At 57.6% G+C, this 12,872-nt stretch carries 11 protein-coding genes; 10 read left to right on the forward strand and 1 reads right to left on the reverse strand.

The genetic code is table 11. The features are described 5' to 3' along the window. Positions 1 to 139 precede the first annotated feature (139 nt). The 9 genes from mrdA2 (at position 140) to ACLRGG_RS03465 (ending at position 11,862) form a co-directional block, all read left to right on the forward strand. A complete protein-coding gene (gene mrdA2, locus ACLRGG_RS03425; protein ID WP_416248435.1) occupies positions 140 to 2,035 on the forward strand; it encodes a peptidoglycan DD-transpeptidase MrdA2 in 1,896 nt (631 codons plus the stop codon). A 167-nt stretch (positions 2,036 to 2,202) separates the two neighbouring features. After that, on the forward strand, positions 2,203 to 4,365 hold the full coding sequence (locus tag ACLRGG_RS03430; protein ID WP_416248436.1) for a putative bifunctional diguanylate cyclase/phosphodiesterase: 2,163 nt from the start codon (positions 2,203 to 2,205) through the stop codon (positions 4,363 to 4,365). Positions 4,366 to 4,719: 354 nt separating this feature from the next. Then, the gene (locus tag ACLRGG_RS03435) at positions 4,720 to 5,769 is read left to right on the forward strand and encodes a dipeptidase (RefSeq protein ID WP_416248474.1); all 1,050 of its coding nucleotides are present in this window, start codon (positions 4,720 to 4,722) and stop codon (positions 5,767 to 5,769) included. A gap of 183 nt (positions 5,770 to 5,952) precedes the next feature. Beyond that, a complete protein-coding gene (pqqA, locus tag ACLRGG_RS03440; protein WP_071822147.1) occupies positions 5,953 to 6,024 on the forward strand; it encodes a pyrroloquinoline quinone precursor peptide PqqA in 72 nt (23 codons plus the stop codon). A gap of 59 nt (positions 6,025 to 6,083) precedes the next feature. Next, on the forward strand, positions 6,084 to 6,995 hold the full coding sequence (pqqB, locus tag ACLRGG_RS03445) for a pyrroloquinoline quinone biosynthesis protein PqqB (RefSeq protein WP_416248437.1): 912 nt from the start codon (positions 6,084 to 6,086) through the stop codon (positions 6,993 to 6,995). Between the two features lie 10 nt (positions 6,996 to 7,005). Beyond that, complete coding sequence (gene pqqC / locus ACLRGG_RS03450) at positions 7,006 to 7,773, forward strand: pyrroloquinoline-quinone synthase PqqC (protein ID WP_416248438.1); 768 nt, start codon at positions 7,006 to 7,008, stop codon at positions 7,771 to 7,773. Then, positions 7,773 to 8,057, forward strand: coding sequence for a pyrroloquinoline quinone biosynthesis peptide chaperone PqqD (gene pqqD, locus ACLRGG_RS03455; RefSeq protein ID WP_416248439.1), 285 nt, complete (start codon positions 7,773 to 7,775; stop codon positions 8,055 to 8,057). Before pqqC ends, pqqD begins: the two co-directional genes overlap by 1 nt. Continuing rightward, complete coding sequence (gene pqqE / locus ACLRGG_RS03460) at positions 8,044 to 9,177, forward strand: pyrroloquinoline quinone biosynthesis protein PqqE (protein ID WP_416248440.1); 1,134 nt, start codon at positions 8,044 to 8,046, stop codon at positions 9,175 to 9,177. The genes pqqD and pqqE overlap by 14 nt, the downstream gene beginning before the upstream one ends. Positions 9,178 to 9,186: 9 nt before the next feature. Continuing rightward, positions 9,187 to 11,862, forward strand: coding sequence for an insulinase family protein (locus tag ACLRGG_RS03465; protein WP_416248441.1), 2,676 nt, complete (start codon positions 9,187 to 9,189; stop codon positions 11,860 to 11,862). Positions 11,863 to 11,995: 133 nt separating this feature from the next. Here ACLRGG_RS03465 and ACLRGG_RS03470 read toward each other — a convergent pair whose 3' ends face one another. Beyond that, complete coding sequence (locus ACLRGG_RS03470) at positions 11,996 to 12,211, reverse strand: helix-turn-helix domain-containing protein (RefSeq protein WP_416248442.1); 216 nt, start codon at positions 12,209 to 12,211, stop codon at positions 11,996 to 11,998. Positions 12,212 to 12,340: 129 nt separating this feature from the next. Here ACLRGG_RS03470 and ACLRGG_RS03475 point away from each other — a divergent pair, with 129 nt between their 5' ends. Further along, complete coding sequence (locus tag ACLRGG_RS03475; protein WP_416248443.1) at positions 12,341 to 12,559, forward strand: helix-turn-helix domain-containing protein; 219 nt, start codon at positions 12,341 to 12,343, stop codon at positions 12,557 to 12,559. Positions 12,560 to 12,872: the final 313 nt, after the last annotated feature.

A 12,872-nucleotide genomic window follows, 5' to 3' on the forward strand; every position in this document is an offset into this window, starting at 1 on the left:
GAATAACGTGTCTGATTTGTAACATGGATAACAAATGACACACTTTAGCGGCCGGATATGCATCTTTCAGGTCGTGATTTGTGAGGGTATCTCTATCATTAGCCCGCTTAACAATAAAGAACAATGCGACTGCCGGGTAATGAAATTCAGAGATTTTGCAGAAGAAGAAAAGCTGTTTGTTCGCAGGGCATTAGTGGCTTTTGCACTGGTTCTGGCCGGGTTCACTGCCCTGGTCGTCAATCTCTGGCACCTGCAAATCGAGCAAAATCAGTATTACCAAACCCGCTCCAACCAGAACGACATCAAAATGATCCCTATTGCGCCAACCCGTGGGCTCATTTTCGATCGCAACGGCATTCCCCTGGTAAAAAACGTCACCTGGTACGACATTGAGGTTCTGCCGTACAAAATCCAGAATATACAGGCCCTGCTGAACCAGCTCTCGCCGCTTATCAACCTCTCGCCCGATGACATCGACACCTTTACCCGATCGCTCCGCGCCAGTAGCCGCTATAAGCCCGTGGTGCTGAAAACCGAGCTGAGCGATGAAGAGGTGGCCCGCTTCTCGGTCAATCAGTTCAAATTCAGCGGCGTGACAATCAACAGTTACGAAGACCGGCAGTATCCCTACGGACCTGACCTGGCTCACGTGGTGGGCTACGTCTCTAAAATTAACGACAATGATTTTAAGCGGCTGGACAAAGCGGGCGTCGGCGAGAATTACGCGGCGGATCATAATATTGGTAAGCAGGGCATTGAAGGCTACTACGAATCCGTGCTGCACGGGAAAACGGGCTATCAGGAAGTCGAGGTGGATAACCACGGTCGGGTCATCCGCGTGCTGAAAGAGGTGCCGCCGGTGGCGGGGAAAAATATCACTCTGACGCTCGATCTGCATCTTCAGCAGTATGTGGAATCCCAGCTGGTCGGCCAGCGCGCGGCCGTGCTGATTGAAAATCCCCGCGACGGCGGCGTACTGGCGATGGTTTCCAGCCCCAGCTACGATCCTAATCCCTTTGTGAAAGGTATCAGCAGCAAAGCCTACCGGGCGCTGCTGGAAAATAAAGACCTGCCGCTGATTAACCGCGTTACCCAGGGGCTTTATCCGCCCGCCTCCACCGTTAAACCCTATATGGCGATGTCTGCCCTGCTAAACCACGTGATCACGCCGCAAACCACCTTTTTCGGCGCGCCCACCTGGACGCTGCCGGGTACCGAACGGCGCTATCGCGACTGGAAAAAAACCGGCCACGGCATGCTGGATGTCACCCGCGCGATTGAGGAGTCGGCGGATACCTTTTTCTATCAGGTCGCCTTTATGATGGGCATCGATCGTATCCACACTATGCTCAGCCAGTTCGGCTACGGCAGGTCCACCGGCATCGATCTTAACGAAGAGTACAATGGCCTGCTGCCGAGTCGCGAATGGAAGCTTAAAGTGCATAAAAAAGGCTGGTATCAGGGGGATACGGTCTCCGTGGGGATTGGTCAGGGCTACTGGATAGCCACCCCGGTACAGATGGTCAAAGCAATGGCTACGCTTATTAATAATGGCCGGGCGATCCAGCCGCACCTGCTCTACGAGGAAAAACAGGGCAGCACCGTTATCCCCTGGAAACCCACCCTGCCGCCACAGCAGATTGGCGATGCCAAATCGCCTTACTGGAGCCTGGTGCGCCACGCGATGTTCGGTATGGCAAACGCCAGCAACGGCACCGGCTATAAATACTTCCATACGGCCCCTTATGGCATCGCAGCGAAAAGCGGCACGTCACAGGTATTTGGGCTGAAGCAGAACCAGATCTACAACGCGAAAATGATCCCCATCCGGCTGCGTGACCACATCTTTTATACCGCGTTCGCGCCCTTTAACGATCCGAAAGTGGCGATGGCGCTGATCCTCGAAAACGGCGGCATCAACGGCGTCACCGCCGCCCCGCTGGTGAGAAATATTATGGATCATATCTTCCTGCCGCCAGACGTGGCCCCCATGCCGGTCACCGCCGATCCCATGAGCAACCAGACCGCACATTAAGGGCCAGTCCGTCCGTTCGCCCCTGTCCTCCTTCTGCCGCCGCGCCCTGGCCGTGAGTTACCTGCCTAAACAGCAGGTAACTTTAATGAAAGTGCATAATAAGGTAATGTCATTATCATGTTGTATCAGGGCTAAGCGATGACAGACATGTCTGTGCAGGACGAGAAATGACCGATGTTCAGGACCAGACTGCTGGATTACGACGCCAGTTTATCCGCAGCGTTCTTTCGCCGATGGTGGCCGTGGTGCTGTTTGCCTTTACTGGCTGCGGATTTACCGCCTGGTGGGTCACCACCCTGAGCAATGCTAAAGCTCTGGAAAAGCAAAAGCAGGTCATCGAAAATATCTTCGCCCAGCATCTGAGTGAATTCCTGCAGCAGCACCGTCACCTGCTTAACTGGGAAGCGCTACCCACGCAGCTTCATTCACCTCAGTCTGCCCCGCTCTCCCTGGGAAGCTGGCTTTACAGGCTTGCCGGGGACGATGAGGTTTACCTGCTGGATGCCCGGAACCGCCCGCTGGCCGCCTGGCTGGCGGGGAAATCCGTTTCTGCCGAACGTTACCAGGAGGTGGCAGACTCATTGACCCCGTGGCTGGCGCAGCTGAGTGCGTCCGGTGCCGGGGACGCATCCCCTTTCACCGGCGACGTTGTCCGCGTTCGCCAGCGCGTGGCCGAAATGGCCGCCGGTGTCATACCGGCGGGCCACGGCCAAAAACTGATTTTCATTCGCTATCTGCACGACAGTTTTATCGACTTTCTGGAGCATCGTGGCGTAGTCAGGGACTTTCGCTTTACTTCCCGTTCACCCGATATGCCTAACAGCGCCGGATTTACCCTTACCTCGTCGCAGAATCTGCCCGTCAGTGACGTCTCCTGGCAGCCGATGCGGCCAGGCAGCCAGATGCTGTTGGTTACCGCGCCGCTGGTCAGCCTGGCCGTACTGGCGATCACGTTGATGTGCATTCTGATGACCCGGCGGCTGTGGCACTCGCAGCAGCGACTGGCGGACTCGCTGAACAGGCTTCGGGCCAGCGAATCTCATGCGCAGCAGCTGGCCATGCGGGACGGGCTGACCGGACTGCCAAACCGAAACGCTACTGAAGCGGAGCTGGAGCGTCGGCTGGCAGCACTGCCTGCTGGGCGCGGCGAGTTTGCTCTGCTACTACTCGATCTCGATCGTTTCAAAATGATTAACGATACCTACGGCCATCAGATGGGGGATGCGCTGTTGATCAACGTCAGTCAGCAACTCGCAGGTCTGCTGACCGGAGAGGACGTTATCGGCCGACTGGGCGGCGATGAGTTTGTGATGATTGTTGATCTTGGGCAGGACGAACAAAGCGTCACGCGCCTGTGTCAGCAAATTATCACGCTGCTCACCGAACCCATTACGCTACAGGGGATCCATCTGTGGGTGGGAGTCAGTATCGGTATCGCCCTGGCGCCGCGACACGGCAAACACCGGCTTGAACTGATGCGTATGGCGGATATTGCCCTCTATGCGGCGAAATCTGACGGGCGCGGATGCTATCGCCTTTATGCCCCTCCGCTGGGGAAAGCCATCCAGAAGCGCCAGCTGCTGGCGGAAGAACTGCGCCTGGCGCTAAACCGATCCGGCGATCTGGCGCTGTGGTATCAGCCGATTATGGATAGCAGCGGGCAGAACATGCTCGGCGTGGAGGCGCTGCTACGCTGGACGCATCCCGTTTGGGGCAGTATTTCCCCGGCGGATTTTATCCCGGTCGCCGAAGAGACAGGGCTGATTTTGCCGCTTGGAGACTGGGTGATCCGCCAGGCCTGTCTGATGGCGCAGCGCTGTCCGGGGCTGACGATATCGATTAATGTTTCCCCGCTACAGTTTTTGTCGCCCAACTTTTTTGCGCATCTCAGCGCATCGGTACAGCAGCACGGCATCAGCCCGCACCAGCTTGAGCTGGAGATCACTGAAAGCGTGCTGCTTGGGGAGCAACAGCAGGTGCTGGAGCTGCTACAACGCCTGCGCCGCACCGGTTATCGCATCGCCCTCGATGATTTCGGCACCGGCTACTCCAGCCTGAACTATCTGATGCAGTTTCCTGTCGACACCCTGAAGATTGATCGCTGTTTTATTCAGCTTCTGGGTATTCAGGCTCAGGCGAACGCTATTGTTGAATCGGTAATTGCCCTCGGGCATTCGCTGGGCCTGCGCATCACCGCTGAGGGTGTCGAAACGGAATCGCAGCGGCTGGCGCTGGCAGCAGCCGGGTGCGATAAGCTCCAGGGGTTTCTGCTCAGCCCCCCTCAGCCGGTAGAGAAGCTGTTCCTGATGCTGAAACAGCCGTCGGGCTGAACGGAGGATCTTGCATACAGCCCGGCCTGGAGCGAACTGCCTAAGCGGAATCGGGTGTCAGGCGTGGTATGAGAAAACTCGGCCTTTAAGGGGTCTGATGCTCAACCGAGCGAAAAATCACGTTAGGTGAGAAAGGCTACCTGGAAAATGAATTTGCGGATAGCAATGTCCGATAAATGTCATTTTTTGATTAAAAGACGCCATTTTTTGCGTGTATTTAATGGTCGATAATATGTTGATATCCCGGAAAAAGGTCCTTAACGTGTGAAGCCGTTCCGTTGAGCACCAAACCCCTATAATTTACGGCTACACGTAATTTTGTCTCGCACTTAACAAAGCCTGGGTTTCACTATGATGACTGACAACCTCGCTGCACGCCCTCAGGCGGTTTTCGATGGCCATAACGACCTGCTGCTGCGTCTGTGGCTGGAGGATAGCGCCTCCGATCCCGTTGCACGGTTTCTTGACGGCGCGCTAAGCGGTCATCTCGATTTAGCGCGTATGCGTCAGGGCGGCTTTGCGGGTGGGCTGTTTGCGGTTTTTGTCCCGCCCGCAAGCTTTACCCAACAGCATCAGGCCGGCCAGGGTGAACGGCTGCACGACCCGCTGGCCATTACGGATGCGCAGATAGCGCTGTTGCAGGCAGTTGAAGCGCGCTCGGGCGGCCGGGCAAAAATTTGCCGTAACGCCCACGAGATTGAGCACTGTATTACGCAGGGCGTGCTGGCGATGGTGCTGCATATCGAGGGGGCAGAGGCGCTTGACGGCGAGCTGAGCCAGCTTGACCGCTGGATTGAGTCTGGCCTGCGCAGCATTGGTCCGCTGTGGAATCTGCAAAACCGGTTTGGCACCGGCGTGACCGGTGGTTTCCCCGGCTCGCCCGACAGCGGAGAGGGCCTGACGGCGGAAGGCCTTAATCTGATCCGCGTCTGTAATCAGAAGAAGCTGCTAATTGACCTGTCGCATATGAATGAGAAAGCCTTCTGGCAGACCGCCAGTCACAGTACCGCGCCGCTGGTCGCCACCCATTCCAACGTGCACGCGCTCTGCCCGCAGCCGCGAAACTTACTCGCGCCCCAGCTTCAGGCTATTGCCGACAGCGATGGCTTTGTTGGGGTGAATTTCGGCACCGCCTTTTTACGCGAGGATGGGCAGCGCAACGGTGACACGCCGCTGGGGGATATCCTCCGCCACCTGGAAGGGCTGATGGCGATCCTTGGGGAAGACCGGGTGGGCTTTGGCTCCGATTTTGACGGCATCAGCGTACCGGATGCCCTTGGCGATGTGGCCGGACTGCCGCGACTGATAGCGGCGATGCGCGCTGCCGGCTACGCTGAGTCGCTGATTGAGAAAATCAGCTGGCAGAACTGGCTGGCCGTATTAAAGAAAACCTGGGGAAAATGAACCAAATGGAACATCTTGCACTATCCTTAGGCAATACCCCTGCGGCATACAGGGTTGATATCGTTTTGGCATAGGCGCACCATTTGCCGCGCCGGAATTTCGGTATTTGACATCAGGCCCAACCCTGCTGAACTTACCTTCGCAGAACCTTAACTATCTGTTAACACCATGAGGAGCTTCACCATGTGGACTAAACCTAAATTTGTTGATTTACGCTTAGGTCTGGAAGTTACGCTGTATATCTCTAACCGTTAATCTCCCTATGCCCGCGGCCTGCCGTGGGCATTCTTTTCTACTCTCTTTCTGGTTACCACATGCAGATTAACGTTCTCGGTTCTGCGGCGGGCGGCGGGTTTCCCCAGTGGAACTGCAACTGCAGCAACTGTCAGGGCGTGCGTAACGGCACCCTGAACGCCACGGCGCGTACGCAATCCTCTATCGCCCTGAGTGACGACGGCATAAACTTTGTGCTGTGTAATGCCTCGCCGGATATCGCCCGGCAAATTGCAGCCACACCGGCGCTCAATAAAACCGGCGCGCTGCGCGGCACTGCTATCGGCGCCATCATTCTGACCGACAGTCAGATCGATCACAGTGCCGGACTGCTGAGCCTGCGTGAAGGCTGTCCGCATCAGGTCTGGTGCACGCCGGAAGTCCATGACGATTTGACCCAGGGGTTCCCGGTCTTCACCATGCTGACGCACTGGAACGGCGGACTTGTCCATCATGCGATTAACCCCGGCGAGCCATTCTCTGTGGCGGTCTGCCCGGCGCTAACCTTTACCGCGATCCCCCTGCTGAGCAACGCCCCGCCCTATTCGCAGTACCGGGGAAAACCGCTGCCTGGCCACAATGTCGCGCTGTTTATCGAAGATACCCGCAGCGGTAAAACGCTGCTGTATGCGCCCGGCCTGGGCGAACCGGACAGCGAGCTATTGGGCTGGATGAAAAAGGCTGACTGCCTGCTGATTGACGGTACGCTGTGGCACGACAATGAACTGGCCGCTACCGGCGTCGGCCGCAATACCGGTAAGGACATGGGTCACCTGGCCCTGGCCGAGGAGCAGGGGCTGATTGCGCTGCTGGCCTCGATGCCTGCTGCGCGCAAAATTTTAATTCATATCAACAATACCAACCCGATCCTTGATGCGGACTCGGCTGAACGTCAGGCGCTGACGCAGCTGGGAATCGAGGTAAGCTGGGATGGTATGCGCATTGACCTTTAGCGAGATGAAGATGAAGCCAGATAACCTACCTGCCGAGCCAATGACCCCCGCGGCCTTTGAGCAGGCCCTGCGCGCCAAAGGCGCCTACTACCACATCCATCATCCCTGGCATATTGCGATGCATAACGGGAAATGTACCCGCGAGCAGATTCAGGGCTGGGTGGCGAACCGCTTCTATTACCAGACCAGCATTCCGCTGAAAGATGCGGCGATCATGGCGAACTGTCCCGATCCGCTGACCCGCCGTAAATGGGTCCAGCGTATTCTCGATCACGATGGTCAGGAAGGCAGCGAAGGCGGTATCGAAGCCTGGCTGCGCCTGGGCGAGGCGGTCGGGCTGGATCGCGACGTGCTGCTCTCTGAACGCATGGTGCTGCCGGGCGTGCGCTTCGCCGTGGATGCCTACGTCAGCTTTGCCCGCCGGGCAGTGTGGCAGGAGGCGGCCTGTAGCTCGCTGACCGAACTCTTCGCGCCGCAGATCCACCAGTCGCGGCTCGACAGCTGGCCGCAGCACTATAGCTGGATTGAAGAGGAAGGCTACGGCTACTTCCGCAGCCGTCTGAGCCAGGCGAATCGCGATGTCGAACACGGTTTACAGCTGGCGCTTGAATGGTGCACCACGGTTGAGAAACAGCAGCGTATGCTGGAGATCCTCCAGTTCAAGCTGGATATCCTGTGGAGCATGCTGGATGCTATGACCATGGCCTATGAGATGAACCGGCCTCCGTATCACACCGTGACCGACAAGATCGTCTGGCACAATGAGAGACTGCCATAATGTCCCTTAACGAACAGCACATTCCCTCCTTCCGCCGTGGCTACCGGCTACAGTGGGAGCCAACCCAGGAATGCCACGTTATCCTCTACCCGGAAGGGATGGCAAAGCTGAATGACAGCGCCGCCGCGATTTTACAGCGGGTTGACGGCGCGCGTTCGCTGGCCACCCTGATCGCCGGGCTTAACGCACAGTTTCCTGACGCCGGCGGCGTGGACGAAGATGTGAAAGAGTTCTTCGTTCAGGCCGTTGAACAAAAGTGGATTATTTTCCGTGAACCTGCTTAAACCCCAGGTCAATCCGCCGCTCTGGCTGCTGGCAGAACTGACCTATCGCTGCCCTCTGCAGTGTCCTTACTGCTCTAATCCGCTGGACTTTGCCCGGCAGGGAAAAGAGCTGACGACTGAGCAGTGGATCGACGTCTTCAAACAGGCCCGCGCGATGGGTGCCGTTCAGCTGGGCTTCTCCGGCGGTGAACCTCTGGTACGTAAGGATCTGCCCGAGCTGATCCGCGCCGCGCGCGATCTGGGCTTCTATACCAACCTGATCACCTCCGGCATCGGCCTGACCGAAAAGAAAATTGACGCCTTTGCTGAGGCGGGGCTGGATCATATTCAGATCAGCTTCCAGGCCAGCGATGAGACGCTTAATGCGGCGCTGGCCGGATCGCAAAAGGCTTTCCAGACCAAGCTGGCGATGGCCAAAGCGGTTAAGGCTCACGGCTATCCGATGGTGCTGAACTTTGTGCTGCATCGGCACAATATCGATCAGACAGACCGTATTATCGATCTGAGCATTGAGCTGGAAGCCGATGACGTGGAGCTGGCGACCTGTCAGTTTTACGGCTGGGCGCAGCTTAACCGCGAGGGGCTGCTGCCCACGCGCGATCAGATTGCCCGCGCGGAGGCAGTCGTCCAGCGCTATCGCGAGGCCATGACCACCAGCGGCAATCTGGCTAACCTGCTGTTTGTGACGCCCGATTACTATGAAGAGCGGCCAAAAGGCTGCATGGGCGGCTGGGGAGCGATTTTCCTCAGCGTCACGCCGGAGGGGATGGCTCTGCCCTGCCACAGCGCCCGTCAGCTGCCGATCGCGTTCCCGTCGGTGCTCGAGCATTCCCTTCAGGAAATCTGGTATGAATCGTTCGGTTTTAACAAATACCGCGGCTTTGACTGGATGCCGGAACCCTGCCGCTCCTGTGATGAGAAAGATCGCGATTTTGGCGGCTGCCGCTGCCAGGCCTGGATGCTGACCGGCAATGCGGACAATACCGATCCGGTGTGTGGCAAATCGCCACACCATGGCAAAATCCTTGCGGCGCGCGAACAGGCCAACTGCACCAATATCCAGATCAACCAGCTGCAGTTCCGCAATCGCGTCAACTCCCAGCTGATCTTTAAAGGCTGATCGCGCGATATGGCCCCGGCTGACAGGCAGCAGAGGATCCGGCTGGCTAACGGCGTACGCGTCAGGCTGATCGAGGATCCCGCCGCCACGCAATCGGCGGCCCTACTGCAGCTCGCAGCGGGCAGCCATCATGAGCCCGCTGCGTGGCCGGGCCTGGCCCATCTGCTGGAACACGTGCTGTTTACCGGCAGTAAAGGCTTTCAGGAAAGCGACCGACTGATGGCCTGGGTACCCGCGCAGGGTGGAAAGCTGAATGCGACCACCCTCACCACCTCCACCGCCTGGTTTGTCGGGGTCAATCCGGCGCAGCTGGACGCGGCGCTGGCACGTCTGGTCGATATGCTGGCTTTTCCTCTGATGGCCGTTGAAGCTATCGCCCAGGAAGTGGCGGTGATTGACGCGGAATATCGTATGCTGGCTTCTCACACCGAGACCCTGACCAGCGCGGCGCTGAGCCACGCCTTTGCGCAGCCGCATCCCCTTCACCGCTTCCAGGTAGGTAATCAGGCCAGCTTTGGCGAAGACAACGCGGCGCTACAGCGTGCGCTGCGCGCCTACCACCGACGCTTCTTTCACGCTGGCAGACTGACGCTCTGGCTCCAGGGGCCGCAGCCGCTCGCGGAGCAGCGCGCGCTGGCGGAACGGTGGGGCAATCTGTTTCGCCCGGACCCGGCACTGGCACCCCCGCGCCGGATATTGCGCATACCGCTTACGGCTTCCGGCTCCGCTATGGCGGGCGCGCGTCCTCCCGCAGACGGAATGGCGAATAGCAGCTCGCCGCGTACCCACTGCATCAGCAACGCCCCCCGGCTTGCGCGGCGTACCCCGTGCACTGACGACGTTCCCCGGCTTGCGCTGCAACCCCACCGGGCGTTCGCGCTGCATCACGCCGCTGCCCACCTGATGCTCTACAGCTTTATTATTGACGATCCCGCCGTCGAAACCTTTTCTCTGCTGCAGGCGCTGCTGCAGGATACCGCCGCGTACAGCCTGCTGGCTACGCTACGGGCCGCGGGACTTTGCGACGATTTACGGCTGCTGGAACCCTGGCGCAGTCCGGTTCAGTCGGTGCTGACCATTGAATTCCAGCTCTGCGAACCGGCTGGCGAGAGCGCTACGCTGCGACGCTCTCTTGAGGTCCTTTTTACCCGCTGGCTGGTGATGCTACAGGATCTCCCCGCTGGCGGGCTAAGCCACTATGCTGCCCTGGCCCTTCAACGCTTCAGGCAGCATGAACCTCTCGATCAGCTGCGGGCGCGGGCCTTTTCCCTGCCGCCGCCGGAATCAAAAGCGGAGCGACTTGCGGCACGCTGGCAACATCTGTTGAGCCAGCTGCGCCCGGAGCGGATGACCCGGTTAGAGGTATCACCCGAGATTATCGCCGATCGGAGAGAGGTGCAGGGCTTCTGGCTGGAACTCAATGCGGTTGAGTGGCCTGGGGTTGCCTGCCAACAGGAGAACGCAGGGTCCGGGGGAGATAACCCGCTAATGAACGCAGAGTCCGGGGGGGCTAACCCGCTGTTAAACGCCGGGCCTGGGGTTGCCGCCCTGCCGGTGATGGCATTTTATTCCGGCGCATCCCTGCCCTCGCCATCCATCCTGCCGTCAGAGTCGGTCGCGCTGCACAGCGTCCCGGGCAGCGGTATTCCCTGTCTGCTACTCAGCCCGTTGCCCGATCAGCCGCTGTCACCGCGCGTGGCGGCCATTGTTACCTCTTCGCTCCAGACGGTAAGCGGCGACTGCCTGCATAACGGCGGCGAACTCAGCTTCAGCCGCCGGCAGGGGATCTGGCTGCTCCAGCTGCGGGGGAATTCAGAGTTGCTGCCCTCCGCGCTGAATGCCGTGATCCCGCAGCTGATTGCCCCCAGCGCCTCCGCTATCCGTACAGGGGAGCGGCTGGCCCGGCGTGCCCGACAGCGGCTGACCTCAGATATTGCAGTACGCTGTCTGCTGGCGCAGCTTCCCGGCCTGATTCGTGGTGAAGGTGCAGCGGAGGATAATGGCCCCCACCTGCCCCACCTGCGCTGGTCTGCAACGCTTTACGGCGGGGATAAGGCGCTGAGCCTGGCACTGGCCAGGCTGCTGTCCCGCTTTCCGGCCGAAGTGAACCCTGAGCCGCTCATACCAGCTGCCCGGGTGCCGGGAAGATCACTGCAATGCCCCACCGAAAGTCGGGATGCCGCTGCAGTGGTCTTCTGCCCGTTAACGGAGTCGACGGCGGCATGCCTGGCCGCCTGGCAGCTGATGGCCGTTCTGTTTGAACCCCGCTTTTTTCAACAGTACCGGGTAGAGAAAAATATTGGCTACGTGGTCAGCTGCCGTTTTCATCAGGTGTCGGGCGTTGCCGGGTTGCTGTTTGCCCTACAGTCTCCATCGCGGTCGGTTGAGGAACTGCTGGGTTATATTGCGGAATTTATCATGCAGAGGGCTGAGGGGATTGACGGGTTAACCGAAGAAGCGATAAGGGATGTCTCCCTGCCGCTACGCGAGGGCCTGCACGAAGCCGTCTTCAACCCTACAGCATACTGCCTGACTGACTGGCAGCAAAGACAGCTCGCTCTGCCCGCTTTAACCGCAGACTCATTTGCGCAGCTGTCACCCATTTCGATCAGAAAGTATTATCGCCAGCTGGCGCACCACCCTGAATGTTGGTGGCAGCTAAGTAATTTTCCTCTTACGCCCTGAGACAGGCGGTACCAACGCAACCTACAGCGCCACACCAGATGACTCGGTTTTGGCCCTCACATGGAGGGCGCTGTCAGCACCCTATCCGTGAGCGGCCTGCAGACAGAGACAGGGTATGCTGACCGCTACCGTTTCACAGGTTATTTTTATAGCGCGTCGGCCAGATGCTTTCCGGTCTTTCGTTTAGCGCGTCGGCGATAAGCTTTTCCCCTTTTGGCCAGGGACGGCGCAGTGCATTAGATAACGTTGAGGAGGCCAGCCCCGATTCTCGTGATAAGGCGGACAGGCTGGTACCTTTTTTCTTTAATGCAGCAATAATGTCTGCCGGGTGCCAATCCTCTCTGTTCATAATTTCCCTCAGGTTTATTTTAAAAAAGAACCGTTATGTAGACTATAGTCATCACACTATACCATGCTCTTAACTAAATGTGACTAATAGTCCGTGGACTTATTGACAACTTAAGGTGATGATGAGGACATGGAAACACTAAATAGCCCTAAAGTTCTCTTCGGTAAAAGAGTAAAACAGCTCAGGCTACAGGCAGGCTTATCTCAAGAAGCGTTTGCACATAAATGTGGCCTGGATCGTACCTATGTCAGTGGAATTGAACGAGGTTTAAGAAATCCCACCCTTGAAGTTATCGCTATTATTGCGCGAGGACTGGAAATGGAAATAAAGCATTTAATCGAATTCTGACACGCCTTGTAAATAATTTATTTTATCTCTCATTTAGTCATTAGATTGAAAATAAACTCCCTCCTTTAACCGCAAGCTCATGCAAAAAAAGCTTCCCTTACTGCACCCGACGAAATTATTTTGTTTTTTCGGGGGGCAGGAATTTAACACACATTAAAAATAAATAGCTCCGCAGCTGAAGGTTATCATTCCCCCACCACAAAAATATCCTGCTCGTCGGTGAACGATTGACACGCATAAAAACAACGAGTAATAGAGAATAATATTTTGCAGGAATTTAAAACTCAGGGGTAAAAAACCGGGCAGCCAGGCT

Source organism: Erwinia sp. PPS120 (genome assembly GCF_047918655.1).
GTDB classification, from domain to species: Bacteria; Pseudomonadota; Gammaproteobacteria; order Enterobacterales; family Enterobacteriaceae; genus Erwinia; species Erwinia tasmaniensis_A.